The sequence below is a fragment of the Sphingobium sp. genome (assembly GCF_048594625.1).
GTDB lineage: Bacteria > Pseudomonadota > Alphaproteobacteria > Sphingomonadales > Sphingomonadaceae > Sphingobium.
In genome coordinates, this window is sequence record NZ_JBMDWL010000092.1 from 1 (window position 1) to 24,696 (window position 24,696).

The 24,696-nt window shown below is 63.6% G+C and carries 24 protein-coding genes and 2 pseudogenes; 12 read left to right on the forward strand and 14 right to left on the reverse strand.

The window, feature by feature from the left end:
- From ACOJSJ_RS11265 to ACOJSJ_RS11275, 3 genes and pseudogenes are all read right to left on the reverse strand, one after another.
- A pseudogene (locus ACOJSJ_RS11265) lies at positions 1-219 on the reverse strand (hypothetical protein); the annotation flags it as partial.
- A gap of 15 nt (positions 220-234) precedes the next feature.
- Entirely contained in the window at positions 235-555 is a 321-nt protein-coding gene (locus ACOJSJ_RS11270; RefSeq protein WP_420145074.1) for a hypothetical protein, read from the reverse strand.
- 191 nt (positions 556-746) lie between these two features.
- Positions 747-1,184, reverse strand: coding sequence for a host attachment family protein (locus tag ACOJSJ_RS11275; protein WP_420145075.1), 438 nt, complete (start codon positions 1,182-1,184; stop codon positions 747-749).
- Between the two features lie 94 nt (positions 1,185-1,278).
- On the opposite strand from ACOJSJ_RS11275, the gene serS reads away from it, so the two are divergent.
- The 5 genes from serS (at position 1,279) to rimO (ending at position 9,270) form a co-directional block, all read left to right on the forward strand.
- Positions 1,279-2,556, forward strand: coding sequence for a serine--tRNA ligase (gene serS, locus ACOJSJ_RS11280; protein ID WP_420145076.1), 1,278 nt, complete (start codon positions 1,279-1,281; stop codon positions 2,554-2,556).
- A gap of 133 nt (positions 2,557-2,689) precedes the next feature.
- Positions 2,690-3,754 (forward strand): peptidoglycan DD-metalloendopeptidase family protein, encoded by a 1,065-nt coding sequence (locus tag ACOJSJ_RS11285; protein ID WP_420145101.1) that lies wholly within the window; start codon positions 2,690-2,692, stop codon positions 3,752-3,754.
- Positions 3,751-4,797 (forward strand): potassium channel family protein, encoded by a 1,047-nt coding sequence (locus tag ACOJSJ_RS11290; protein WP_420145077.1) that lies wholly within the window; start codon positions 3,751-3,753, stop codon positions 4,795-4,797. Before ACOJSJ_RS11285 ends, ACOJSJ_RS11290 begins: the two co-directional genes overlap by 4 nt.
- A gap of 170 nt (positions 4,798-4,967) precedes the next feature.
- The gene (locus ACOJSJ_RS11295; protein WP_420145078.1) at positions 4,968-7,793 is read left to right on the forward strand and encodes a TonB-dependent receptor domain-containing protein; all 2,826 of its coding nucleotides are present in this window, start codon (positions 4,968-4,970) and stop codon (positions 7,791-7,793) included.
- A 94-nt stretch (positions 7,794-7,887) separates the two neighbouring features.
- A complete protein-coding gene (gene rimO / locus ACOJSJ_RS11300; RefSeq protein WP_420145079.1) occupies positions 7,888-9,270 on the forward strand; it encodes a 30S ribosomal protein S12 methylthiotransferase RimO in 1,383 nt (460 codons plus the stop codon).
- A gap of 123 nt (positions 9,271-9,393) precedes the next feature.
- On the opposite strand, the gene ACOJSJ_RS11305 is transcribed toward rimO, so the two are convergent.
- Positions 9,394-10,212 carry a DUF4163 domain-containing protein gene (locus ACOJSJ_RS11305; RefSeq protein ID WP_420145080.1) on the reverse strand — a complete coding sequence of 273 codons (819 nt, stop codon included), beginning with the start codon at positions 10,210-10,212 and terminating at the stop codon, positions 9,394-9,396.
- Positions 10,212-10,412 (reverse strand): hypothetical protein, encoded by a 201-nt coding sequence (locus ACOJSJ_RS11310; protein ID WP_420145081.1) that lies wholly within the window; start codon positions 10,410-10,412, stop codon positions 10,212-10,214. Before ACOJSJ_RS11310 ends, ACOJSJ_RS11305 begins: the two co-directional genes overlap by 1 nt.
- Before the next feature lie 139 nt (positions 10,413-10,551).
- On the opposite strand from ACOJSJ_RS11310, the gene ACOJSJ_RS11315 reads away from it, so the two are divergent.
- From ACOJSJ_RS11315 to argC, 4 genes are read left to right on the forward strand one after another with little or no spacing between them, the layout of a single operon-like run.
- Complete coding sequence (locus tag ACOJSJ_RS11315; RefSeq protein WP_420145082.1) at positions 10,552-11,949, forward strand: leucyl aminopeptidase family protein; 1,398 nt, start codon at positions 10,552-10,554, stop codon at positions 11,947-11,949.
- Positions 11,950-11,995: 46 nt separating this feature from the next.
- Entirely contained in the window at positions 11,996-12,391 is a 396-nt protein-coding gene (locus ACOJSJ_RS11320; protein WP_420145083.1) for a MarR family winged helix-turn-helix transcriptional regulator, read from the forward strand.
- Positions 12,351-13,259, forward strand: coding sequence for a C40 family peptidase (locus tag ACOJSJ_RS11325; RefSeq protein ID WP_420145084.1), 909 nt, complete (start codon positions 12,351-12,353; stop codon positions 13,257-13,259). Before ACOJSJ_RS11320 ends, ACOJSJ_RS11325 begins: the two co-directional genes overlap by 41 nt.
- Positions 13,256-14,200 carry an N-acetyl-gamma-glutamyl-phosphate reductase gene (argC, locus tag ACOJSJ_RS11330; RefSeq protein ID WP_420145085.1) on the forward strand — a complete coding sequence of 315 codons (945 nt, stop codon included), beginning with the start codon at positions 13,256-13,258 and terminating at the stop codon, positions 14,198-14,200. Before ACOJSJ_RS11325 ends, argC begins: the two co-directional genes overlap by 4 nt.
- A 47-nt stretch (positions 14,201-14,247) precedes the next feature.
- Here the strand turns inward: argC and ACOJSJ_RS11335 are convergent, their stop codons facing one another.
- The gene (locus ACOJSJ_RS11335; protein ID WP_420145086.1) at positions 14,248-14,457 is read right to left on the reverse strand and encodes a hypothetical protein; all 210 of its coding nucleotides are present in this window, start codon (positions 14,455-14,457) and stop codon (positions 14,248-14,250) included.
- Positions 14,458-14,700: 243 nt separating this feature from the next.
- On the opposite strand from ACOJSJ_RS11335, the gene ACOJSJ_RS11340 reads away from it, so the two are divergent.
- Together ACOJSJ_RS11340 and ACOJSJ_RS11345 are read left to right on the forward strand one after the other, a co-directional pair.
- Positions 14,701-14,889 carry a hypothetical protein gene (locus tag ACOJSJ_RS11340; protein WP_420145087.1) on the forward strand — a complete coding sequence of 63 codons (189 nt, stop codon included), beginning with the start codon at positions 14,701-14,703 and terminating at the stop codon, positions 14,887-14,889.
- A 138-nt stretch (positions 14,890-15,027) separates the two neighbouring features.
- A complete protein-coding gene (locus tag ACOJSJ_RS11345; RefSeq protein ID WP_420145088.1) occupies positions 15,028-16,491 on the forward strand; it encodes a PQQ-dependent sugar dehydrogenase in 1,464 nt (487 codons plus the stop codon).
- Here the strand turns inward: ACOJSJ_RS11345 and ACOJSJ_RS11350 are convergent.
- Positions 16,429-17,247, reverse strand: coding sequence for an ATP-binding protein (locus ACOJSJ_RS11350; protein WP_420145089.1), 819 nt, complete (start codon positions 17,245-17,247; stop codon positions 16,429-16,431). The two genes, ACOJSJ_RS11345 and ACOJSJ_RS11350, sit on opposite strands and share 63 nt — an antisense overlap.
- 124 nt (positions 17,248-17,371) lie before the next feature.
- Here ACOJSJ_RS11350 and ACOJSJ_RS11355 point away from each other — a divergent pair, with 124 nt between their 5' ends.
- Positions 17,372-18,328, forward strand: coding sequence for an L-threonylcarbamoyladenylate synthase (locus ACOJSJ_RS11355; protein ID WP_420145090.1), 957 nt, complete (start codon positions 17,372-17,374; stop codon positions 18,326-18,328).
- A 265-nt stretch (positions 18,329-18,593) separates the two neighbouring features.
- On the opposite strand, the gene ACOJSJ_RS11360 is transcribed toward ACOJSJ_RS11355, so the two are convergent.
- From ACOJSJ_RS11360 to ACOJSJ_RS11390, 7 genes and pseudogenes are all read right to left on the reverse strand, one after another.
- On the reverse strand, positions 18,594-18,857 hold the full coding sequence (locus ACOJSJ_RS11360) for a hypothetical protein (protein ID WP_420145091.1): 264 nt from the start codon (positions 18,855-18,857) through the stop codon (positions 18,594-18,596).
- Positions 18,858-19,021: 164 nt separating this feature from the next.
- Positions 19,022-19,555: a peptide-methionine (S)-S-oxide reductase MsrA gene (gene msrA, locus ACOJSJ_RS11365; RefSeq protein WP_420145092.1), complete on the reverse strand. Its 534-nt coding sequence runs from the start codon at positions 19,553-19,555 to the stop codon at positions 19,022-19,024.
- A gap of 167 nt (positions 19,556-19,722) precedes the next feature.
- Positions 19,723-21,429 (reverse strand): long-chain-fatty-acid--CoA ligase, encoded by a 1,707-nt coding sequence (locus tag ACOJSJ_RS11370; RefSeq protein WP_420145093.1) that lies wholly within the window; start codon positions 21,427-21,429, stop codon positions 19,723-19,725.
- Positions 21,430-21,566: 137 nt separating this feature from the next.
- Positions 21,567-22,250: a DUF1013 domain-containing protein gene (locus tag ACOJSJ_RS11375; protein WP_420145102.1), complete on the reverse strand. Its 684-nt coding sequence runs from the start codon at positions 22,248-22,250 to the stop codon at positions 21,567-21,569.
- Positions 22,251-22,401: 151 nt separating this feature from the next.
- Complete coding sequence (locus ACOJSJ_RS11380; RefSeq protein WP_420145094.1) at positions 22,402-23,430, reverse strand: glycosyltransferase family 4 protein; 1,029 nt, start codon at positions 23,428-23,430, stop codon at positions 22,402-22,404.
- Positions 23,431-23,464: 34 nt separating this feature from the next.
- Positions 23,465-24,337 (reverse strand): UDP-2,3-diacylglucosamine diphosphatase, encoded by an 873-nt coding sequence (locus tag ACOJSJ_RS11385; protein WP_420145095.1) that lies wholly within the window; start codon positions 24,335-24,337, stop codon positions 23,465-23,467.
- Positions 24,338-24,477: 140 nt separating this feature from the next.
- Positions 24,478-24,620: pseudogene (locus ACOJSJ_RS11390) on the reverse strand (Flp family type IVb pilin).
- Between the last annotated feature and the right edge of the window lie 76 nt (positions 24,621-24,696).

Consider the following 24,696-nt stretch of genomic DNA (forward strand, 5'->3'; position numbering starts at 1 on the left):
CTCCACTTCCACAGGTGGTGTTTCCACATCGACGGGTGGCGTGTCGACATCTTCGGGCAACGTCTCCACCTCCTCCGGCAACGTTTCCACGTCGTCGGGTAATGTGTCGACATCCTCCGGCGTCAGCTCCAGCTCGTCTTCCTCGTCCAGCTCCAGCTCCTCGTCGTCCAGTTCCTCCAGCTCCTCGTCGAGCAGCTCTGGCGGTTCGAGCGGCGGCAAGCCAGGTCATCCGCATCACCCCGGCACGTCGAGCGGCGGTTCGGGTTCCAGCGGTTCGTCGGGGTCGAGCGGCAGCAGCGGATCGTCAGGCTCTTCTTCGTCCAGCTCCTCATCCAGCAGCAGCTCGTCGTCTTCCTCGTCGTCGGGCGGATCGTCCAGCTTCGGCAGCACGGGCAGCAGCGGTTCGAGCGGATCGTCGGGGTCCAGCGGCTCCAGCAGCTCGACCGGCAGTTCCTCTTCTTCTTCGAGCAGCTCTTCTTCGAGCAGTTCGTCGTCCAGCAGCTCGAGCGGGGGTTCGAGCAGCACCGGTGGCACCGACGTTCCGGCGCCGCCCATGGTCCTACTGTTCGGCGCGGCTGCCGTGGCGCTTGTCGCCCGCCGTCGCTTTGCCGAACGCAAGGGCAACGCGGCCGCCTGACGGCAGCACCGGCGCGAGAAAAGGGGCGGCCCCGGCATAATGGGACCGCCCCTTTTTCAGGCTTTCCAGACGGCGTTGGCCAAACGACGTCCGCCAACCAGCGCCGGGATCAGGCGGCGGCAAGCAGTCTTTCGATTTCACCGACCGGATGATTGGTCAGATCCTTGGCCAGTTCGCCGACCAGCCGATCCTGCACTTCCTTGTGCAGATGCTTGCGCATTTCGCCCAGTGCAGAGGGCGGCGCGACGATGATCAGCTTTGCATAATCCTGCGCGAACGCCCGCCGTTTCAGCAGGTCGGCCGCATGGCTGGCGAAACGCTGTTCCTCCAGTTCGTGGAAATTATTTTCGCCCATCGTGCCCGACGCCGTGCCGGTGGAGGATGATTGCCCGGCCCGGTCGGACGCCTGTTCCAGATGGGATGGATTATCCTGCACCTCGACCGTTTCCGCCTCCAGCTGCGGGGCGGCCCGACTGCCCTTGTTGCGGAAAAGGAGCAGCTTGCGGCCGTCCGCCACCAATATCATTGCGTCCTGATCGATCTGCATCGCCGTCTCCTTTGCTGTTTTCATGCGTGGAGGACCAACGGACGGCAGCGCGCAGGGTTGCGCGGTTCGTCGCACGACGGCATAGGACAGGCCCATGCACGACATCCGCTTCATCCGCGAAAACCCTGCCGCTTTCGACGCCGCCCTTGGTCGGCGCGGGCTGGCGCCCCTGTCCGCCGACATCCTGACGCTGGATGAACGCAGTCGCGCGCTCAAGACACAGCTGCAACAGGGGCAGGCCCGTCGCAACGAAGCGAGCAAGGCGATCGGTCAGGCAATGGCCGCCAAGGATATGGCAAAGGCCGAAGCGCTGAAGGCCGAAGTGGCGGCGCTGAAGGAAGGCACGCCCGCGCTGGAAGCGGAAGACCGTGAAGTCAGCGACGCGCTGACCGCAATGTTGGCCGCCATCCCCAATCTGCCCGCCGACGATGTGCCCGACGGCGCGGACGAAGCCGACAATGTGGAAGTCAGCCGCTGGGGCACGCCGCGCGATTTCGACTTCGCGCCGCAGGACCATGCCGATTTCGGCCCAGCGCTGGGTCTGGATTTCGAAGGCGGTGCTGCCCTGTCCGGCGCGCGCTTCACCGCCTTGCGCGGGCAGATGGCGCGGCTGCACCGGGCGCTGGCGCAATATATGCTGGATACGCAATCGGGCGCGAACGGCTATGAAGAAACCAATCCGCCGCTGCTGGTGAAGGATGATGCGCTGTTCGGCACGGGCCAGTTGCCCAAATTCGCCGAAGACCTTTTCCGCACCACCGATGGCCGCTGGCTGATCCCGACGGCCGAAGTCTCGCTTACCAACCTCGTCGCGCAACAGATCGTGGCGACGGACAGCCTGCCGATCCGGCTGACGGCGCTCACCCCCTGCTTCCGGTCCGAAGCCGGGTCCGCCGGGCGGGACACGCGCGGGTTCATCCGTCAGCATCAGTTCGAAAAGGTCGAACTGGTCGCCATTTGCGCGCCCGAAGACTCGGATACCGAACATGAACGGATGGTCGCGGCGGCAGAGGGCATATTGCAGGCACTGGAGCTACCCTATCGCAAGATGCTGCTGTGCACCGGCGACATGGGCTTCGGCGCACGCAAGACATGGGATCTGGAAGTGTGGCTGCCCAGCCAGCAAACCTATCGCGAGATCAGTTCCGTGTCGAACTGCGGCGATTTTCAGGCACGCCGCATGAATGCCCGCTACAAGCCGGAGGGGGAGAAGCAGACGCGGTTCCTGCATACGTTGAACGGTTCCGGCCTTGCCGTCGGACGCACGCTGGTCGCGGTGCTGGAAAATTACCAGCAGGCCGACGGCAGCGTCATGGTGCCCGCAGCGTTGGCCCCCTATATGGGCGGCATCACGAAGCTGGAACCGCGCTGACCCGTCCAGCGATCAGGACAGCGAAAGAGACAATCACGCATTATGGCGTAACAATCATTAGCAGCCTAATGATTGTTACGCCATCTGCCTTAAATTGCTGGAAAGCATCGGCCGATCGGATAAACAGGGCGTGATGCAGCGTCTGCCCCTTATCCTCACCATCGCCGCAGGGCCGCTCCTGCTGGAAGCCTGTATTCCCAATCAGGCGGAACCGGCCGCGTCCCCGCCGCCCGCCCCATCCCCTGCAACGCCGCCCATAATGGGTGCGGACACCTCCACCGTGATGCTGGCGGAAACCCAGCCGGTCTGGACCGCGCAGCAGGTCGTGGCCAATGCGCGCACCGTCGCGGCGTCCAGCTATGTGGTGAAATCGGGCGATACGCTGCGCGGCATCGGCAACCGCACCGGCGCCGGTTCGGAAGCCATCGCGCGGGCGAACGGCCTGCCGCCGCCCTATCATGTGCGGGTGGGACAGACGCTGTCCATCCCGGCCGGCCGTTATCATCTGGTGGCGGAAGGGGAAACGGGCATCGCCATCGCGGCCGCCTATGGCGTGGCATGGCGACAGATCGTCGAAGCCAACGGGCTGGAACAACCCTATATATTGCGGCGCGGCCAGCGGCTGCTGTTGCCCGGCAACGCCCCTGCCCGCGCGCCCAGCAGCATGGAACAGCGCGCCGCCGCATTCCGTATCGACATTGACGACGTGCTGACCGGCGGACAGCCCGCCGCGCCGGAAAATGGCCGCACGGCCTCCGCGTCCAGCACGCCCAAACCTCTGCCCTCCAACGTCCCTGCCGCGCAGCCTGCTCGCCTGAGCGGCAGTTTCGACTGGCCGGTACGCGGCACGATCCTGTCGCGTTTCGGCCCGGGGCAGAGCGGCGCGAAAAATAACGGCATCGACATCGCCGCCCCCATCGGCACCCCCATCCGCGCCAGCGCCGATGGCGTGGTCGCCTATGCGGGGGACAAAGTGGCGGTGTTCGGCGGCCTTGTCCTCATCAACCATGGCAGCAGCTGGGTCAGCGCCTATGGCCATGCATCGCGCGTCGATGTGGTGCGCGGGCAGAAGGTGACGAAGGGACAGGTTATAGGGCTGGTCGGCGACACCGGATACGCCAGCAAGCCCAAGCTGCATTTCGAATTGCGCAAGGACCGCGTACCGGTGAACCCGATGGGCCAGTTGCCAAGTCCATGAGGATCAATCAGGCCCCCGCGTCGCCCACCGCCGGTTTCCTGCGGCGGCGATCGTCCATGCCGATGTGGGCGGACCTGACATGGCGGGTGGGGCTGGTTTTCGGGCTGATCGCCATCGTGCTGGCTTTGCACTGGTTCGGGCGGGACGGCCTGAAGGACAATTATGACAATCATATCAGCTTCATCGACGTTCTGTATTTTACGACGGTGACGGTCACCACGGTCGGCTATGGCGACATCGTACCGGTCACGCCCGAAGCGCGACTGTTCGAATCCATCTTCGTCACGCCGATCCGGCTGTTCGTCTGGCTGATCTTTCTGGGGACGGCCTATAATCTCTTCCTTCGCAACATCCTCTACAGGTGGCGCATGGCACGCATTCAGGCCGATCTGCACAATCACATCATCGTCACCGGTTTCGGCACCAGCGGTCAGGAAGCGGTGCATGAATTGCTGGCGCGGGGGACCGACCCACGCGAAATCGTCGTCATCGACGGCAGCGAAAAGGCGCTGGCGCTGGCCGAGGACATGGGCTGCAACATATTGTGCGGCGATTCCACCCGCGACAAGACGTTGAAGGACGTCGCCATCCATCGCGCCCGCAGCATGATCGTGTCGGCCGGGCGCGACGATACGTCGATCCTGATCACGCTGACCGCCCGGCACCTGGCGCCGCGCCTGCCGATCAGCATCGTGGTGCGGAACGAGGATAATGAACTGCCCGCGCGACAGGCGGGCGCGACGACCGTCATCAATCCGGTCAGCTTTGCCGGGCTTCTGCTGGCGGGCAGCACCAGCGGCAAGCATCTGGCCGATTATATGGCGGACCTCGCTGCATCGGGCGGACGCATCAAACTCAACGAAAGGGCCGTGCGTCCGGATGAGATTGGCGGGCCACTATCGGCGATCCGCACCGGTATCGGCCTGCGCATCTATCGCGACGATCGGCCGATCGGCTTTTGGGAAGAAGGGGCGCACAGGCTTCAGACCGGCGACCTGATCATCGAAGTGACGGAAGGCGACAGTCCCCTGTCCGACGAATAGTTTCGTTACAGGGATGAACCGAAATATTTTGTTGCCATGCCGCAACATATTGAAAAATTATCGCTACACCGCCCGCCAATACCCCGGCGGGTAATTGCTATGCTGTTGTAAAACGCAAACACTCCTTCGCAGGCCTGTGAAAAACAGGTGATCATTGAAGGGGTTACATCATGCGATTGAAAACCGCCCTGCATTGCGGCGCCATGTTGTCGGTTCTGACCGTGGCCGTCCCGGCCTTTGCCCAATCCACCGCCCCACAGGCCGATGACGGCAGCGCGATCATCGTCACCGGATCGCGCATCCGGCAAAATCCGCTGGATCAGGACAAGCCGATCGTCACCGTCGATCAACAGGCGATCGCCCGCACCGGCCTCACCTCCATCGCCGATGTGCTACAACGCATCCCCAGCGCGGGTGGCGGCCTGAATACGAAAGTCAACAATGCCGGGAATATCGGCGGCCCACCCGACGGCACCGGTGTCAGTTCCGGTTCGGCCGAAATCGACCTGCGCTATCTGGGCGCAAAGCGCACGCTGATCCTGGTCGATGGCATGCGTTATGTAAACGGTTCGGCGGCGGGCGGCATTCCGGCGTCGGTCGACCTCAATTCCATCCCGCAAAGCATGATCGAGCGGGTGGAGGTGCTGCAATCGGGCGCGTCCCCGCTCTACGGGTCGGATGCCGTTGCGGGCGTCGTCAACATCATCACCAAACAGTCGCAGAAGGGCCTCGACTTTTCGGCGCAGTTCGGCACCTATGAACAGGGCGATGGCGAAACATATGACGTCAACGCCAGCTATGGCATCCAGTCGGATCGCGTGTCGGTGGTGTTCGGCGGCAATTATGTGAAGCAGCAGGCCGTTCGCACGTCCGACCGTTCCATGTCGCTCTTCCCCAATCCGGGGCAGACCAGCTGCGCCGACCCCATCGGTGGCTGTTCGGGCGCGACACCCAATGGCCGTTTCCTGATCGGCGACGATGATCTGACGCTGATCCGGCCGGTATCGGGTCGCCCAACCTTTCCCGGCGATTTCAAGGATTTCACGGCGGCCGACCGCTATAATTTCGCGCCGGAAAATTATCTGCTGACCCCGTCGGAACGCTATGGCGCATTCCTGAACGCGAAGTTCGAATTTTCCGACAATGTCAGCCTGCGCACCCGGCTCGTCTATCAGCATCGCGAATCGACGACGCAGGCCGCGCCGCTGCCGCTGTTCCTCGGCCCCGATGCGGGTAACGGCAACTTGCTCGACACGATCAGCATCGATGCGACCAATCCGTTCAATCCCTTCGGATTCACCCTTTCGTCGGGCGCGAACGGCACGCCTGCCACCTATTCGCTGATCGCTCGTCGTTTCGTGGAGGGCGGCCCGCGCGTGTTCAGCCAAACCGTCGACACGCTCACCATGCAATCGACGCTGGAAGGTTCCTTCGACGTCGGCGACCGCAAATGGTATTGGGACGTCAACGGCATGTACGGCACCAACAATGCGCGGCAGGTCTTTACCGGCAACCTCAACGCCGCACGACTGGCGCAGGCGCTGGGTCCGCTGGCGGGCTGCACCGGCGAATGCGTGCCCTTCAACATCTTCGGCGGCGCGGGATCGGTGACGCAGGCGATGCTGGATTACGTCACATTCGACGAACGGTCGCGCAGCGAACAGGAATTGTGGGATGTGACCGCCAACCTGTCGGGCGAATTGTTCGACCTGCCCGGCGGCGCGGTGGGCTTTGCCATCGGCTATGAACATCGCGACCAGCAGGCCGCCTATGTTCCCGATCCGATCATCGCGGCGGGTCTGGGCGCAGACGTCCCCACCAGCCCGGCGGCGGGCGGATTCAACGTCGATGAATTTTACGGCGAACTGCGTATCCCGATCCTGTCGAACACGCCCTTCTTCCAGAAACTGGAACTGAGCGGCGCGGCGCGGCATTCCAACTATAGCAGCTTTGGCAGCAACACGACCTATACCGTGTCGGGCCTGTGGAAGCCGGTCAACGATCTGCTGCTGCGCGGCGGCTATGCCGAAAGCCTGCGCGCGCCCAGCATCGGCGAACTCTATGCCGGACGGTCGCGTACCGACCAGACGATCAACGACCCCTGCACCAGTGCGGCGGGTGGCGCATGGAACGACCCCACGGTTCGCGCCAACTGCATCGCCAATGGCGTTCCCGCCAATGGCAGCTATGACGAACCGACCGGGGGGCAGCTGGGCGTATTTTCCCGCGGATCGACCGCGCTGCGCCCCGAAACGTCGAAAACCTGGACGGCGGGCATGGTCTACAGCCCGGCATGGGCGCGCGACAGCTTCGCCAGCGCGCTCAGTCTGGAAGTCAATTATTACAACATCCGCCTGAAGAACGCGATCGACTCGGTGCCAGCCACGCTGACGCTGCGTCGTTGCGCCTTCGACGGCGATCCGTTGAGCTGTGGCGCGATCAGCCGTACGCCCAACGGCCTTGTCGCCGGGATCGACGCGACGTTGCAGAACCTCAACGCGATCAACACCGACGGGATCGACGGATCGTTCATCTACCGGTCGAAGCCGGTGGGTAACGGCACGGTGGGGCTGACGGTCAACGCCGCCTATCTGCTGAAATATGACATTGCGGCCCCGGCGGAACTGAACGCCCCCACGATCAAATGTGCGGGCAAGGAACGCTGCGCCGCCACCGATCAGGCCTATCCGCGCTTCAAGGCGACGGCGACGCTGGATTATGCGGCGGATGCATGGGGCCTGTCCTTCACCGGCCGCTACATCAGCAAGGTCACCGAAAGCGACGGCAACGTCATGGGCACGACCTTCTATGGCGACATGCAGGCCTATTTCTCGCCTGCATGGCTGGATCATCGCACGCGGTTCACGATCGGCGTGAACAATATCTTCGACAAGGATCCGCCGGCCTGCTTCACCTGCGACAGCGCGAATTTCGACCCGACCACCTATGACGTGCCGGGCCAGTTCGGTTACATCCGCCTGTCCTACAAGATCTGATGGATCAATAGGTTAGGAAAATGGAGGGCGTGTCCGCAAGGGCGCGCCCTTCGTCATTTTCAGCGCCCCCGTGACATTTGGCGCAAAAATCCCTATGTGCGCGGCGATCATGGCAACCAAAATCCCAGACGCGCCGAAAATCGGCATGGTTTCGCTCGGCTGTCCCAAGAATCTGGTGGACTCCGAACGTATCCTGACCAAGCTGCGTTCCGACGGCTATCAGATGTCCGCCGACTATGCCGGTGCGGACGTCGTGCTGGTCAACACCTGCGGCTTTCTCGATTCCGCCAAGGAAGAATCGCTGGAAGCCATTGGCGAAGCGATGGCGGAAAATGGTCGCGTCATCGTGACCGGCTGCATGGGTGACGAAGCCGACGTCATCCGCGCGAAATTTCCTCAGGTGCTGGCCGTCACCGGTGCGCATCAATATGAGCAGGTCGTCAACGCGGTGCACGACGCGTCGCCGCCCATTCCCAACGCCTTCGTCGATCTGGTGCCCGAAGGTGGCCTGAAGCTGACGCCGCGCCATTACAGCTATCTCAAGATTTCGGAAGGCTGCAACCATCGCTGCTCTTTCTGCATCATCCCGTCGATCCGCGGCGACCTGGTGTCGCGGCGCATCGATGCCGTGCTGCGCGAGGCGGAAAAGCTGGTCGCGGCGGGCACGAAGGAACTGCTGGTGATCAGCCAGGACACGTCGGCCTATGGCGTGGATACAAAGCATGATCCGCGCATGTGGAAGGGCCGCGAAGTGCGCGCCCATATGACCGACATGGCGCGCGAACTGGGACAGCTGCGGACGGCTGAGGGCAAGGCGCCATGGGTGCGGCTGCACTATGTCTACCCCTACCCCCATGTCGATCATGTCGTGCCGCTGATGGCGGAAGGACTGCTGACGCCTTATCTGGACATTCCGTTCCAGCATGCGGCACCATCGGTGCTCAAGGCGATGAAGCGCCCCGCCAACGAAGCCAAGGTACTGAGCCGCATCGCCAAATGGCGCGACATCTGCCCGGACATCGCGATACGCTCCAGCTTCGTCGTCGGCTTCCCCGGTGAGACGGAGGCGGATTTCCAATATCTGCTCGACTGGCTCGACGAAGCACAGCTGGACCGTGTCGGCGCTTTCCGCTTCGAACCGGTCGAAGGGGCAGCGGCCAACGACCTGCCCGGCGCGGTGCCCGAAGAGGTCAAGGAAGAACGCTACCAGCGGATCATGGAAAAGACCGCCGCGATCAGCGCGGCCAAATTGCAGGCAAAGGTCGGCCGCGTCCTGCCCGTCATCATCGATGAAGTGGGCGAAGCGGATGAGGAAGATGGCAGCATCGGCGCCACCGCCCGCAGTCAGGCGGATGCGCCGGAAATCGACGGCAATGTCTTCCTGCGCGATGTCGGCGACGGGCGGAAGGCCGGCGACATGTTCGACGTGCTGATCGAAGACGCCGACGATCATGACCTGTACGGCGTGCCGGTTTAACACGCCTCTTTCCGTTCGCTTCGAGCGAAGTCGAGAAGCAGATAGCGCAGCGCTCCTCGTTTAGCTTCGCTGAACTCGGCTTTGCCTCGTTTCTCGACAGGCTCGAAACGAACGGGGGTTTGATCAGGGTTTGACGAAACCGTCCTGATATTCGGTCTTGATCGTCTTCCACATGGCGGCATCGACCGGCACCGTCACATCATAGCTGCCCTCGGCATAGGGACCGGCGCTATAGGGACCGACCACCACGGTGATGCTGTCGATCAGCCTGCCGTCCTTCGATGTCGGGACCAGTACTTGCTCCATCGGGTCGATGCACTGGGTGAACTCGTCATCCCCGCGCTTCACCGGCGCGCCGCGCTTTTCCGCGCGCTGACGGTCCAGTTCCTTGCAGAACGGCTCGCGGATCGCGGCGGAGAAAGCCGCCGTCGTCGTCATCAATGCCTTGACGCTGGTCTCGCGCCGCCGCGTCTTGTCCCACAGCACGACGTCGTAACCGGTCATGCCATGCGCCCCGCCGGTATAGACATAGGTCTGCGCCTCCAGCGTCAGGAAACGCGGCGTATCCGCCTCCACCGACCATTTGGTCTCCAGGCTGTGAAGTCGAAACGGATAGCCGGACTGCTTCGCCGATCCGCTATCCTCCTTTGCCATTTTCAGCGCGTCGGCCTTGGACGCCGTCGCTTGCTTCCCAAATTTCTCGACCAGAAACGGAATGGCGGCGGCCTGCGCCGGATAGGCGTAGGAAAATTCCAGAAATTCGCTCTTGTCGCTCTGCGCAAAGGGTTTAGCGGGCGGAGAGGGTTCTGGCGTGCCGGACATCTTGTCGGCAAATCGGCTCGCCGCTTCATTTTCGGCAACGGTGCCGTTGGGCGGTTCCTGCGATGGGGAGCAGGCGGCGATCATCAGGACCGCCGCCATGGCCGGAATAGCTGTGCGCATCAATGCGCCTGCGCCGCGCGGCATTTCTCGCCGATGGCCTTGCGCGCATAGTCGCTGTCGAGCGCGCGACCGGCGTTGGACCATCCTTCGGCGATCAGCGCCTGTTCCACGGCGTGACCATTGTCGAACTGTCCGCTTTCAGCGAGCGCATAGGCGCGCGCCCGTGCCGCCTGCAGGCTGCGATCATCTCCATATATCATCGTCCATCTCCTTATTTTATGGGATGTGAAGCTAGGCCGTGCCATCGCCCCATGCAAATGGAGAAGGGGCCGAACGTGCCGCGCGAGCGATGAAAAATTGCTCTTTTCATGGCCGTTCACTTTCCCTTACACCCGCGCAATGACCGACTATTCCGACCTGCTCAAAGCGGACAACCAGAAGCCCGCCCGTTCGATCCACCTTGTCGATGCAAAGGGTTACGACGCCTGGCTGGGGGACCGCCCAGCCGCTGTCCGCGCGCTGCTGATGGCGCAGAAATTCCGGGGCCATGCGCATGAACATGCGATCCTGCCGGGGGAAAAAGGCGACGACTGGTCGGTGATCGCCGGAGTGGCCGTGCGCGATGCGCTTGGCCCATGGTGCCTTGCCCGACTGGCAGAAACCTTGCCGGAGGGCAGCTACAGGCTGACAGAAGGCGGGCCGGGCGCGGCGGCGCTGGGCTGGCTGACGGCGCAATATCGGTTCGACCGCTATCGCAGGGATGATCCCCCCGCCGGTCCGCGCATATTGATCAGCGCCGATGTCGCGCGGATCGCGCCCACGGTGCAACTGGCGCAGGCCGTGGCGCTGGTCCGCGATCTGGTGAACACGCCCGCCGCCGACATGGGACCGCCCGATCTGGAAGCGGCGGTGGAAAAGATCGCGGCCGCATGCGGCGCCGTCGTCACCACGACGCGCGGCGACGCGCTGGAACAGGGGTTCCCGATGATCCATGCCGTAGGCAAGGCCGCGGACAGGCACTTTGCCCCGCGCCTTATCGAAATGACATGGGGCGATGCCGCCGCGCCGCGCATCGCCATCGTGGGCAAGGGCATCTGTTTCGACAGCGGGGGCCTCGACATCAAGCCATCGTCGGGCATGCGCATCATGAAGAAGGATATGGGCGGCGCGGCCCATGCTATCGCGCTGGCACAGCTCATCATGGCGGCGCGGCTGCCGGTGCGGCTGCACCTGCTGATCCCGGCGGCAGAAAATGCGATTTCCGGCAATGCCTTCCGCCCCGGCGACATATTGCGCACACGCAAGGGGCTGAGCGTGGAAATCGGCAATACCGATGCTGAAGGGCGGCTGGTGCTGGGCGACGCGCTGACCCGCGCGGGGGAGGAAAAGCCCGAACTGATCGTGGATTTCGCGACCCTTACCGGCGCGGCGCGCGTGGCGGTCGGTCCGGACCTGCCCGCGCTCTTCGCCAATGACGATGCGCTGGCGGCGGACATCGCTGCGGCTGGCGCGCAGGTCGACGACCCGACATGGCGGCTGCCGCTGTGGGATGGCTATGCCGACATGCTGAAATCGGATGTGGCGGACATCAACAATGCGGGCGAAGGCGGGTTTGCGGGCGCCATCACCGCCGCGCTGTTCCTGAAGCGGTTTGTGCCCGACGATGTGCCGTGGCTGCACCTCGACACGTTCGCATGGCGCCCCGCCCCCCGCCCCGGCCGCCCCAAGGGCGGCGAAGCGTTGGGCCTGCGCGCCGTTTTCGCCCTGTTGCAGCAACGCTATGGTCGTAACGGATAAAGCCATCCGTTACGCAACCGGATTGGGAATCGTGCGTTTAGGGGGCATGAACGCGCACGCCCCCACCGAAACCGATCGTTCAGCCTTTCAGCCGCTGGGCGAATGGATGCGCACTCTGGTGGATTATGTCCGGTCGGGCAAACCCGACCTGACCAATCGCCAGATGGCGTTGATGATGACCGTCTATATCGGTTCAGGCCCCCATACGGTGCGCGGACTGGCCGAAGCGCTGCACGTGTCGAAGCCCGTCATCACCCGCGCGCTAAACAAGCTGTCGGCGCTCGGTTATCTGCGTCGGGAGCGCGATGTGGCGGACCGTCGCAATATTTTCATCACCCGGACGCCGAAAGGCGCGGAATTTCTTGACGCCTTTCACCATTTCATCGCAGGAACCGCGCGCGATGACAGGCACGAACACACACGCGCGGAACGCACCGCCTGAACGAACCCGTTTCAAGCTCGACGGCCGATCGGTCGCGCTCGACCGACGCACCCATGCAGCGCGCGGCGACCTCGCCGATCTGTCGCTGGCGGGCGTCCTTTTTTCCGCCCATTATGCACGCGCGGTGCCGCTGACCTGCGTTGCCGCGGGCGCGCCGATCTTTTCGGCGGCAACCGCGACGTCCGAAGCAATCAGCGAATTGCTGCGCGGCGAAACCTTCCATGCGCTGGACGTCATGACCGACTGGGCATGGGGCTTTTGCGGGCATGACGGCTATGTCGGCTATATCAGCCGCGACGCGCTGGACGTGCTGGAAACGCCGACTCACCGGATCAACGTGGAAAGCGCCCCCCTGTTCAGCGCAGCGGACATCAAGGCGCCGATAGCCGACCATTGGCCCGGCGGCGCGCAGTTCACCGGCGAAGCGCAGGGCGACTTCATCGCCTGCGCCGAAGGGTTCGTGCATGCGCGCCACGCCGAATCGGCCGATGTGAAGGCCAGCGACTGGGTCGCGATCGCCGAACGCTATCTGGGCCAGCCCTATATCTGGGGCGGGCGCGGACATCGCGGCATCGACTGTTCGGGACTGGTGCAGGTCGCGCTGGGCCAGCTCGGCATCGCCGTGCCGCGCGACACCGACCTGCAATGCGAAGGGATCGGCGCGCCGATCGATAGCGATGCGGTGCTGGAACGGGGCGACCTTATCTTCTTCCCCGGCCATGTCGGCATCATGACCGACGCGCGTACGCTGCTGCACGCCAACGCCTATTGGATGTCGGTGGTGAAGGAACCGCTGGCGGACGTCGTCGCGCGCCTTACCGAAACGCACGCCCAACCCATCATCGCCCGGCGGAGAATCGCCGCATGAGCACGAAGGTTTTCATCGACGGCGGCCATGGCACCACCGGCATCGAAATCGCCGAACGGCTGGCCGGTCGCCCGGAACTCTCGCTCATCACCGTGCCGGAAGAACTGCGGCGGGACGCTGGCGCGCGCCGCGACGCGCTGAACGCCGCCGATGTGGTGGTGCTCTGCCTGCCGGACGATGCCGCGCGTGAAGCCGTGGCGCTGATCGACAATGACAGCACCCGCGTCATCGATGCGTCGACCGCGCATCGCGTGGCTGATGGCTGGACCTATGGCTTCCCCGAACTGGAGCCGGGCCATCGCGAGAGAATCGCGAACAGCCGCTTCATCGCAAATCCGGGCTGCTGGCCCACCGGTTTCTTGGCGCTCGTTCGTCCGCTGGTGCTGGCTGGCCTGCTGCCCGCCGACTGGCCAGTGACCGTGTCTGGTGCATCGGGCTATTCGGGCGGGGGAAAGGCGATGATCGCCGATTATGAGGGCACGGCTGGCGCGCCCAGCGCCTTCCGCCCCTATGGCCTGTCGCTTGGCCACAAGCATGTACCGGAAATGACCCGTTATTCCGGGCTTGCCCATCCGCCGCTCTTCGCGCCTGCGGTGGCCAATGCCTATCGCGGGATGATCGTGGAAGTGCCGCTGCAGTTGCGCGCCATGCCGGGCGCGCCGACGCTGGACGACATTCATGCCGCGCTGACCGGTGCCTATGCCGGGTCGCAGATCGCCAGCGTCGCGTCGCTGGACGAAAGCGCGGCCATGACCGGCGTAGCGTTGGAACATGTCGGCGCGACGGACCGGCTGGCGCTGTTTTTGTTCGGCAATGCCGACAGCGGTCAGGCGCGGCTGGTGGCGGCGCTCGACAATCTGGGCAAGGGCGCGGCGGGTGCTGCCGTCCAGAATCTCAACATTCTGGCCGGTCTGCCCGAAACCGCAGGCCTGCGCCTGTAACGCGTTCAGGCCGGACCGACCCGTCGGCCGGCCTTCGCATTTTGCTGTCAGTGAATCGTGCCCATCGGCTGGTCGTAGGTCAGCAGCACGATCAGCCGCTCGATCTGACGCCAGTGGCAAAATGTGATGTGATTGCCCAGATCCAGGCTACGATCGGCACGGGCCGCAGCCTCATATCCCGCATTGTCACCGAATGCAGCCATCAATTCAGCCGCATCGTCATAGCTCTTCCGGTCCGAAAGATATGGCAACTGCATAGCAACCCCCGACTTTTTATTGGCGACCTTATTTGTCGGATTGGACTTTCAATCGCCGTGCCAGTTTGGCGCTTTGACGGTGGCGGCCGGTTTGAAGGGTGAATCGACCATTAGCGAAGTCCCCATATGGAACATCCATCCCGCATCGGGACGATCCATGCCGAAACGGGACGGCGCGTGTCATCACTGATCGACAGCCAAAGAATCTAGCCATGTTCCGCCGTCCATGGCAAGGGGGAAGGCATGAACAAGCCCATCAAAAACCCGACCGGCAAGAACCCGACCGGCGGCGGCGCGATCATCGCATTCCTGATATTGGCGGGGACGATCGGCGGTGGGTTTCTGGGCCAGCCCAGCATAGGCCTGCTCGTTGGCACGGCGGCGGGCATCATCATCGCGGTGGCGATGTGGCTCCTCGAACGTCGGCGCTAGCGAGCCATTTGCCGCGATTACATCGGCAGACTCGCTGGCTCGACTGATCCGGTCGGTGGCGTCATGTTTGCCGATACGGCAAATTTGGCGCAATCACCGCCTTGCCGACGATCATGGCTCCGCATAGATGTGGACGCCATGAAGAAACATATTCTGGTCATCGCCCTGATCCTGCTGCTGGTTGCAGGCGGCGTCTTCCTCTATCTGGCTCAGGGCAACACGGCGCAGCTGCCCGTGGGCGCCGATACGGGCAAGGAGCCGGTGTTCACCACGCCGCGCAACGAAATGCTGCCCACGGTCAACATTGCGGAGGTCAAGCCATGGACCGCCGGTCAGGCCCCGGTCGCGGCAAAGGGGCTGGCCGTTGTGCGCTATGCCGAAGGGCTGGCCCATCCCCGGTCGATGCTGCGCCTGCCCAATGGCGACATATTGGTCGCCGAAACCAACAGCCCGCCCCGCCCCAAAAGCGGCATCGTCAGCCGGGTGATGAATTATCTGATGAATAAGGCGGGCGCAGGCGTGCCGTCAGCCAACCGCATCAGCCTGCTGCGCGACGTCGATGGAGACGGGCGGGCGGAAACGAAAACCGCCTTCCTGACCGGCCTCAATTCGCCCTATGGCATGGCGCTGATCGGCGACACGCTCTATGTCGCGAATACCGACGCGCTGATGGCCTTTCCCTATAAGGAAGGCGACACGAAGATCACGGACAAGGGCCGCAAGATCATCGATCTGCCTGCGCAGGCCCCCAACCAGCATTGGACAAAGAGCCTGACCGCCAGCCCCGAAGGGCTGCTCTATGTCGGCGTCGGGTCCAACAGCAATATCGCGGACAATGGGCTGGAGGTCGAAAAGGGCCGCGCGCTGGTGATGGAAGTCAATCCCAAGACCGGTTACAAGCGTATCTTCGCGTCCGGCCTGCGCAACCCCGTCGGCCTTGCCTTCGAACCCAAAAGCGGCGCGTTGTGGGGCGTCGTCAATGAACGCGACATGCTGGGCGGCGACCTTGTCCCCGATTATCTGACGCGCGTGGAATTTGGCGCCTTCTACGGCTGGCCGTGGAATTACTGGGGCGGTTATGAGGATCGCCGCGTCCAGCCGCAACGCCCGGAAATCCGCGAATATACCAAGCGTCCCGATTATGCGCTGGGCAATCATGTCGCGCCGCTGGGCCTGACCTTCGCCACTGGTCTGCAACTGGGCGCGCCCTATACCGACGGCGCGATCGTCGGCCTGCATGGCAGCTGGAACCGCAAGCCCGCCGCCGGATACAAGGTCGTCTATGTCGGGTTCGAAGATGGTGAGGCAGGCAAGGCCAAGCCCATCGACCTGCTGACCGGCTTCCTGGACAAGGATGGCGCCGCGCACGGCCGCCCGGTCGATGTCACCGTCGATGCCAAAGGGGCGCTGCTGGTCAGCGACGATGTCGGCGGCATCATATGGCGCGTGACGAAGGCGAAGTACGAAACAGCCACAGTCACGAAAAAGGGGCGCTCCTGCCTGCGCAGGAGCGCCCCTTTTTCGTGTCAGGCCGCCCGCTTAAACCGTCAGCCCGTTCCGCCCGGCCAGTTCGACCACATATTGCCATGCGACGCGGCCTGACCGGCTGCCGCGCTGGGTGGCCCACTGGATCGCCTCCAGCGGATCGAACGCTACGCCCAGCTTGGCGGCATAGCCCCCGACGATGGCGACATAGGCATCCTGATCCAGCGCATGGAAGCCAAGGCTCAGTCCGAACCGGTCGGACAAAGCCATCTTGTCGTCCACCACATCGCGCGGATTGATCGGGTCATCCTGTTCCGACAGGTGGCGCGGCACGATGTGACGGCGGTTGGACGTGACATAGAGGCGGACATTGGCGGGCCGCGCCGCCGTGCCGCCCTGCAACAACGATCGCAGCGCGCGTGCATCCCCGGCGCCCTGCTCCTCGAACCCCAGATCGTCCAGGAACAGAATGAAAGGCCGGGTCGTGCCCCGCAGCAACGAAAACAGCGCAGGCAGGCTGGCCAGTTCGTCGATCGCACATTGCATCAGCGCGATGTCCTGCCCCTCGCCCTGCAACAGCCCGACGACGGACGCCACCGCCGCCGATTTGCCGGTGCCCCGCGCGCCCCACAGCAACACGTCATGCGCGGCATGGCCCGCCGCATGACGGCGGCTATTGTCCAGCAGCGCGCCCTTCTGCGCGTCGATCCCGGTCAGCAGTGCATAATCCACCGGCGCGAACGCCTCCACGCCACGGATCGCCTGCCCGTCCCATACATAAGCGGGGAAAGCGTTGAGGTCGGCGGATAGTGGTGGCGGCGGCGCCAACCGTTCCAGCGCTTCGGCGATGCGGGTGAGGAGTGCGTCGTTCATACCCGCGCGATACCCAGCCAAACCGGCGGCCGCAAGCGCGACGGCAAGGATTGTTGCATCCATGTCACGGCTTTGACGCAATGGTCTTTTACTCGCGGAGTTCGGGGTCTATATCGCGGGGGCCGTGACCATCGCTCATCCAGCCTATTCCACAAAATCCTGCCGTTATGGCGCAGAATCCCTGCGCGAAGCGGCTCTGCTGATCCGCGCCGGAGAACCAGTCGCCGTACCGACCGAAACGGTCTATGGCCTGGCCGCCGACGCCACGGACAATAATGCCGTCGCCGCGATCTACAGCGCGAAGGGGCGGCCCAGCTTCAATCCGCTGATCGTGCATGTCGCCGACATCGCCATGGCGGAACGGCTGGCCGACTTTTCGCCGGTCGCGTGCGTGCTGGCCGACCGGTTCTGGCCGGGACCGTTGACGATGGTGCTGCCCGTGCGCGCCGACAGCGGCCTGTCGCCGCTCGTCACCGCGGGCCTGCCCACCGTAGCGCTGCGCCTGCCCGCTCACCCTGCGATGCGCGCGCTGATCCGCGAAAGCAGCACGCCGCTCGCCGCGCCGTCCGCTAATCGCAGCGGGTCGATCAGCCCGACCCGCGCCGAACATGTGCTGGCCAGTCTGGACGGCAAGATCCGCATGATCCTGGACGAAGGACCGACCAGCGAGGGTCTTGAATCTACCATCGCCGCACCGGAGGCGGATCGCGTCCGCCTGCTGCGTCCCGGCCCGGTGACCGCCGCCATGCTGGAGGATGCGACCGGCCTGCCCGTCATCACCGGCGCCGCAGAGCATAAGATAGAGGCGCCCGGCCAGCTCGAAAGTCATTATGCCCCGTCCAAGCCCGTGCGGCTGAACGCGCTAAGGGCGGAAAAGGACGAATATCTGATCGGTTTCGGCCTGATGCCCTGCCACATCAACCTCAGTCAGGAAGCGGACATGCGCGAAGCCGCCGCGCTGCTCTTCGCCGCCCTGCACATCGCCGACGCCAGCGCCGCTACCCGCATCGCCGTCGCGCCGATCCCGCAGGACGGCATCGGCGCGGCGATCAACGACCGATTGAGGCGCGCGGCCGCCTGATGGGGCTGCCCGCCATGGAAACCCGTTCGGGGGCCGAGCGAAGTCGAAGCCCCTTATCTCTATGCTACCCTCATCCGTTCGCTTCGAGCGAAGTCGAGAAGCAGATAGCGCAACACAAAGATTTCTTGTCCGGTTCGGCAGACGGTTAGACGAAGCCCTTTCGTCAGGCTCAGGGCGAACGGAGTCATGTGATGCCGGCGTCCGCTCCCCTCGCCCCCATAAAGAACAAAGGGGCCGACACATCCGTCAGCCCCCTTGCCTCATCTCACCCGCAATTATCGTAACCGGCCCTGCGGCACTGTTCGCGCCGTTCCTTGTCGGCCTTTTTGCGTTCCTTGCCTTCGCGGGCTTCCTGCTTGCGCATCTTGCGGCCGTAATTGCGGTCGGCTTCTTCCTGACTGGTGGTGGACCAGTCAACGACCTGCGCGCCCGCGCGCACCGGCGCAGTCACCACGCTGGCGACCGTACGGACACAGCCCGGCAATGCCAGCATCAGCATCGGCGCAGCGATCAGAACCCTCTTCTTCATAACCAAAGTCCCCCGACTTCCTTGCGTTCGCCACGTTCATAGCACGGCCCACATGAACCGCACACTAAGGCATTTGTGAAGTCTTCTGGAACAGAGGCTGGATCGCGACATGCGAAAAAGCAGGACATCAGGGCATGACCCAGACCGGATCATGTCCCGAAGATTCAACCCTCGATCCGCGCGGCAAAGCCCTTGCGCAGCTTTGCCAGCTTGGGCGGGATCACTGCCATGCAATAGGGGTTCTGGTCCCCCACCCGGTCCCAATATTTCTGGTGATAATCTTCGGCCGGATACCAGGGCGCATCGGCTTCGATCGCGGTGACGATGGGATCGGCCTGATCCGCCTGCGCCCGTTCGATCCCGGCGCGCGCCGCCGCTTCCTGCTCCGCCGAATGGGGGAAGATGGCGGATCGATATTGGGTGCCGACGTCATTGCCCTGACGGTTCAGCGTCGTGGGATTATGCGTCGCGAAAAATATGTCGAGCAGATCGTCATAACCGATAACCGAAGGGTCATAGGTGATGCGAATTGCCTCGGCATGGCCGGTCGCGCCCGAACAGACCTGTTCATAGGTCGGGTTGGGGGTGGTGCCGCCGATATAGCCGCTTTCCACGCCTTCGACGCCCTTCAGATTCTGATACACCGCTTCGGTGCACCAGAAACAGCCACCGGCCAGCGTCGCGATTTCCTGCGCCATAATCATTCCTTATCCGTGTTGAATGCGGCACCGGCCCGTGCCCTCATCCGTTACCGCTATTCCTGGAAACCAGATGGGGTTCAGACAGGGCAAAACTGCCTCGCCTGAAGACCGGTGCGGCCATGTGCCGGCAGGCACATCACCATCGCCCGCACAGATAGGGACGATCAGGCGCCTGTGCCAGTCTGCTTTTGCCCCGCATCGGACTTTGCCCGTTCTTCGGCGACCAGTTCCTTGCGCGACAGCTTGCCGACCAGCGTTTTGGGCAATGTCGCGCGCACTTCCACCGCGCACACCCGCTCATGCTTGCCCAGTTGCGGGTTGACCCAATCCTTCAGGCCCTGCCCATCGATGTCCGCCCCTTCGTTCAGGGTCACGAACGCCTTGGGCTGTTCGCCGCGATAATGGTCGGGCACGCCGATCACCAGCGCTTCCTTGACCGCGGGATGGTGATAGAGGACCGATTCCACCTGACTGGGGAAGACCTTGAAACCGCCCACGGCGATCATGTCCTTCAACCGGTCGACGATCTTCACATAGCCATCCTCGTCGATCAGACCCACGTCGCCGGTGCGGACAAATTCGCCGACGAACACTTCGGCATCGGCGTCAGGCCGGTTCCAATATCCCTTCATCACCTGCGGCCCGGCAAAGAGCAGTTCGCCCGGCTCGCCATCGGGCGGCGGACGGGTCGGATCTTCGCGGTCGACCAGTTTCACGCGCGTGCCTGGCACCGGTTGCCCCACCGTCCCGGTCTTGTTCAGCCCTTCATAGGGGTTCGTGCACACGATGGGACTTGTTTCGGTTAGGCCATAACCCTCGATCAGCTTCGCGCCGGTCGCCGCCTCGAACTTCTGCCGCAGTTCCAGCGCCAGCGGCGCGCCGCCGGAAATACAGGCGCGCAGCGACGAAAAATCAATATTGCGGATGGCCGGATGGTCCAGCAGCGCCTGGAACATGGTCGGCACACCGGGCAATGATGTCGCCTTCACCCGCTGCACCGCCGCCAGCACCTGCGCCGCGTCGAACCGCGGCAACATCACCATCTCGCCACCGTTCAGCACCGTGCGATTGAGCGTGCAGGTATTGGCGAAGACATGGAAGAAGGGCAGCACCGCAATGATCCGATCCGGTTGATTGGCATGCGGATCGATGACCTGCGCCTGCCGCGCATTGGCGGTCAGGTTCTGGTGCGTCAGCATCGCGCCCTTGGGCGTGCCGGTCGTGCCGCCGGTATATTGCAACAGCGCGACGTCGTTCACCGGGTCGATGTCCGGCACGCTGCAACTGCCGTCATTGGCAATCAGCCGGTCGTACCGGATGATACGCGGATCGTCGGGAATGGGCGTGCTCTCGCTCGCCTTGAACCATCGGAACAGCAGCGATTTAACCGGGGAAAGCACTTCGGCGACCGAACCCACCACCAGCTTCTCCAGCGTGCTGTCCTCCAGCACCTCCAGAGCGGTCGGCAACAAAGCCTTGGCCGACAAGGTGAACAGGATCTTGGTGCCGCTATCCTCGACCTGATGCTCCAGCTCGGCGGCGCTGTAGAGGGGGGAAAAGTTGACGACGATCGCACCGGCGGTCAGCGCGCCATAATAGGCCGCGACATAATGGGGCGTGTTGGGCAGGTACAGGCCGACCCGGTCGCCCTTCTTCACGCCCATTTTTTGCAAACCGCACGCGATGGCGCGGATCTTCTGCATCATCGCGCCATAGGTGAAATGCCGCCCCATGAAATCGATCATCGGCGCGTCGGGATGGGCGGCGGCGCTGTTGGCGACCATCTGTCCCATCGACATCGGGGGGAATGTCTGGTCCCAGACCGCAGGGTGCTGGTACCGCTCTCTCCAGATTTTTTCTTTGCTCTCCATGCCCGAAGTGTATGGACTTGGATTACTTTACGCAAGCGTCAAGCAACGCAAAAAGGGGCGCGCGATCGCAACCGCGCGCCCCTTGCAATATGTCGCATCGCACCGGCGCAGGGCCGACTGCAAATGACGTTACGGCTTTATACTTCGCCCTTGTTGTTGCTGAACGGGTCGAGGATGGTGGCCGCGCCCGAAATAAAGCCTGCTTCGCTCTTGAGCGCCTCTTCGGCGCGACGCGCGGCGTCCTGACGCTCGCGACGCAGTTCCTCGATCAACGCCTCGCGGTCGCCGTCCAGACGCGAATCGGTCGGCGCCTCGATACCGGCCTTCTTGGCGGCCTTGCTGACCAGCGCATCCAGTTCGCGCTGCGAACACAGGCCCAGCGTCACCGGGTCTTTCGGCGTGATGTTGCTGATGTTCCAGTGGGTACGGTCACGGATCGCGGCGATGGTGGTGCGCGTGGTGCCGATCAGCTTGCCGATCGCGCCGTCCGAAATTTCGGGATGGTTGCGCAGGATCCATGCGATGCCGTCCGGCTTGTCCTGACGCTTGCTGACCGGGGTATAGCGCGGCCCCTTGGTGCGACGGACCGGTTCCGGTCCCTTCAGCATCTTGAGCTTATAGTCCGGGTTCGCTTCGCCCTTGTGGATTTCGTCCATGGTGATTTCATGGGCGCGGACGGGATCGCGGCCGGTATATTTGATGCTGGCGGTGTCGTCGGCGATCGCCTGCACTTCCAGGATGTGAAGCCCGCAAAACTCGGCGATCTGGTCGAAGCTCAGAGCGCTGTTGTCGACCAGCCAGCTGGCGGTCGCGTGGGGCATGAGAGGCTGGGACACGGGGTCTTCTCCGGCGTAAAAACGATAAGGGCCGCCCAAGCAGGGCGGCCACGACGGATCAGAGATAGAACATCATGGCCCGCCGGGCAAGGAAATCCGGCATGAAAATCGACGCCGCCGCCCCCGTCAGGCGGCGTCAGGCTGCGTTTTCGATCAGGTCCGCCGGTATCGCATGCAGGCCGGACAGAAATTCGTGCGCGCTGCGTTCCCAGCTGAAGCTCTGCCCATAGGCCGCGCAGGCCGCCCTGTCGCAGGCCAGCGCCCCGGCGATCGCCTGTTCCAGATCCTCGCTGATCACGCCCGTTTCCCCCGTCAGCACATCGACCGGCCCCGTGACCGGATAGGCCGCGACCGGCGTGCCGCATGCCAGCGCTTCTATCATCACCAGCCCGAACGTATCAGTGCGGCTGGGAAAGACGAACACATCCGCCCCCGCATAGGCTCCGGCCAGCGCCTGTCCGAACATCGGCCCCATGAAATGCGCCTGCGGATAGGCGCGCTCCAGCGCCGCGCGCGCCGGGCCGTCACCCACGACCACCTTCGTGCCGGGATGATCGGCCTTGAGGAACGCCTCCAGATTCTTCTCTACCGCGACGCGCCCGACGTAAAGCTGGATCGGACGCGGCAGGTCGGCAAAGCTGGCAGGCGGCACGGCGTCGGGGGTAAAGGCCGTCAGGTCCACGCCCCTGCCCCATGGCCGCACATTGGGCACGCCATGGGCGCGCAACTGATCGCGCACGGACCGGGTGGACACCAGCACCGCCTGCGCCGGGCCATGGAACCAGCGGATATAGCGCCAGAACCATGATGCGGGCAGCCCGGTGCGCTGTGCCACATAATCGGGGAAATGCGTGTGATAGGCGGTGGTGAAAGGCACCTTGCCGCGCAGGCACCAGCGGCGCGCGGCCAGGCAGAGCGGCCCTTCGGTCGCCAGATGCACCGCATCGGGCTGGAACGCGGCGATGGCCTGCCCCACCACGGACGACCGCACCAGCGCCAGCCGGATTTCGGGATAGGTCGGACAAGGGATCGACCCGTAGAGATCGGGCGAAATCACCTTCACCTCATGCCCCATCCGTTCCATCTCATCGCGGATCGTCTGGAGCGTCCGCACGACGCCATTGACCTGCGGGGTCCAGGCGTCGGTGACGATGGCTATGCGCATGGGACTGACCTCTCGTCAGGTCGAAAAGGCAATCTCAGGCCGCGATCCGCGCCTGTGCTCCCTGTTCGGCGCGTTCGCGCCTGGCGATCTCGTCGGCCCAATGCAGCACTTCCATCTGCCCGTTGGCATGTTCGACCAGTGCGGTGCATCCTTCCACCCAGTCGCCATCATTATAATATTGGATGCCCTCGATTTCGCGCATCTCGGCATTGTGGATATGGCCGCACACCACGCCGTCCACGCCCCGCGCCCCGGCTTCATGCGCCACAACTTCCTCGAACCGGGAAATGAAGGACACGGCGTTCTTGACCTTGTGCTTGGCCATCTTGCTCAGCGACCAATAGGGTAGCCCCATGCGCTGGCGCACGGCATTGACCACCACGTTCAGCCGCATCAGCGTCGTGTAGGCCGCGTCTCCGACAAAGGCGAGCCAGCGATGCGCCAGCATGATCGTGTCGAATTCGTCGCCATGCAGGATCAGCAGCTTGCGCCCGTCCGCCGTCATATGGATCGCCTTGCGACGGATTTCCACGCCGCCAAAGCTCATGCCGGTGAACTGGCGGAACATTTCGTCATGATTGCCGGGGATGTAGACGACGCGCGTGCCGCGCTTGGCGCGCTTCATCAGGCGCCACACCACGTCATTATGGCTGGCGGGCCAGTAAAACCGCTTTTTCAGGCGCCATCCATCGATGATGTCGCCGACCAGATAGATGGTATCGCTGTCGACAGTGTCCAGAAAATCGATCAGCATCGTCGCGTTGCATCCGCGCGTGCCCAGATGGATGTCGGAAATCCAGATGGTGCGATACCGGCGCCTCTTGCCTTCGCGTTCGGGAATGTGGAAACGGTCGTCCACGCCGTCCTCGACATCGCTGAGGAATGGCAGGCGGGTGATGGCGTTCATGATACGATCCCCAAAGATCAATGTCCTTGGGAGCGAATCCTTAGCGCCGCTATGTTACAACTCCGCACCGAATATGACGGAAATGCTACATTTTGCGCGGTTTCACCCTGGCCGGGCCGCCATCCGCCGCCCCGCTGGCGTCATTTCAGATTGCCGCTGACATTGGTGGAGTCCGGTTGAGCTTCGTGCCCAGCGTCGTCATCGCGCCCATGGCGGCAACGGCGATCAGGGCCGCGATCAGACCATATTCGACGGCCGTCGCGCCCTTGCTGTCCCGTATCAGTTAGCGAAAATAGGTATTTTGCAAATCCCCGTCTTATCTATCGGGAATCGCTAGCCGTCCGATCTCAGCATCTGGT

Coding starts and splice junctions, on each gene's coding strand:
- ACOJSJ_RS11285 (WP_420145101.1), top strand. CDS start 2,690: ATGCAGCGTCTGCCCCTTATCCTCACCATCGCCGCAGGGCCGCTCCTG.
- ACOJSJ_RS11345 (WP_420145088.1), top strand. CDS start 15,028: ATGAAGAAACATATTCTGGTCATCGCCCTGATCCTGCTGCTGGTTGCA.
- ACOJSJ_RS11385 (WP_420145095.1), bottom strand. CDS start 24,337: ATGAACGCCATCACCCGCCTGCCATTCCTCAGCGATGTCGAGGACGGC.
- ACOJSJ_RS11335 (WP_420145086.1), bottom strand. CDS start 14,457: ATGCAGTTGCCATATCTTTCGGACCGGAAGAGCTATGACGATGCGGCT.
- ACOJSJ_RS11315 (WP_420145082.1), top strand. CDS start 10,552: ATGACCGACTATTCCGACCTGCTCAAAGCGGACAACCAGAAGCCCGCC.
- ACOJSJ_RS11310 (WP_420145081.1), bottom strand. CDS start 10,412: ATGATATATGGAGATGATCGCAGCCTGCAGGCGGCACGGGCGCGCGCC.
- msrA (WP_420145092.1), bottom strand. CDS start 19,555: ATGGCGCAGGAAATCGCGACGCTGGCCGGTGGCTGTTTCTGGTGCACC.
- argC (WP_420145085.1), top strand. CDS start 13,256: ATGAGCACGAAGGTTTTCATCGACGGCGGCCATGGCACCACCGGCATC.
- ACOJSJ_RS11375 (WP_420145102.1), bottom strand. CDS start 22,250: ATGCCCCACGCGACCGCCAGCTGGCTGGTCGACAACAGCGCTCTGAGC.
- ACOJSJ_RS11325 (WP_420145084.1), top strand. CDS start 12,351: ATGACAGGCACGAACACACACGCGCGGAACGCACCGCCTGAACGAACC.
- ACOJSJ_RS11320 (WP_420145083.1), top strand. CDS start 11,996: ATGAACGCGCACGCCCCCACCGAAACCGATCGTTCAGCCTTTCAGCCG.
- ACOJSJ_RS11290 (WP_420145077.1), top strand. CDS start 3,751: ATGAGGATCAATCAGGCCCCCGCGTCGCCCACCGCCGGTTTCCTGCGG.
- ACOJSJ_RS11350 (WP_420145089.1), bottom strand. CDS start 17,247: ATGAACGACGCACTCCTCACCCGCATCGCCGAAGCGCTGGAACGGTTG.
- ACOJSJ_RS11370 (WP_420145093.1), bottom strand. CDS start 21,429: ATGGAGAGCAAAGAAAAAATCTGGAGAGAGCGGTACCAGCACCCTGCG.
- ACOJSJ_RS11275 (WP_420145075.1), bottom strand. CDS start 1,184: ATGCAGATCGATCAGGACGCAATGATATTGGTGGCGGACGGCCGCAAG.
- serS (WP_420145076.1), top strand. CDS start 1,279: ATGCACGACATCCGCTTCATCCGCGAAAACCCTGCCGCTTTCGACGCC.
- ACOJSJ_RS11305 (WP_420145080.1), bottom strand. CDS start 10,212: ATGCGCACAGCTATTCCGGCCATGGCGGCGGTCCTGATGATCGCCGCC.
- ACOJSJ_RS11270 (WP_420145074.1), bottom strand. CDS start 555: ATGGGCGGCGCCGGAACGTCGGTGCCACCGGTGCTGCTCGAACCCCCG.
- ACOJSJ_RS11295 (WP_420145078.1), top strand. CDS start 4,968: ATGCGATTGAAAACCGCCCTGCATTGCGGCGCCATGTTGTCGGTTCTG.
- ACOJSJ_RS11380 (WP_420145094.1), bottom strand. CDS start 23,430: ATGCGCATAGCCATCGTCACCGACGCCTGGACCCCGCAGGTCAATGGC.
- ACOJSJ_RS11360 (WP_420145091.1), bottom strand. CDS start 18,857: ATGAAGAAGAGGGTTCTGATCGCTGCGCCGATGCTGATGCTGGCATTG.
- rimO (WP_420145079.1), top strand. CDS start 7,888: ATGTGCGCGGCGATCATGGCAACCAAAATCCCAGACGCGCCGAAAATC.
- ACOJSJ_RS11340 (WP_420145087.1), top strand. CDS start 14,701: ATGAACAAGCCCATCAAAAACCCGACCGGCAAGAACCCGACCGGCGGC.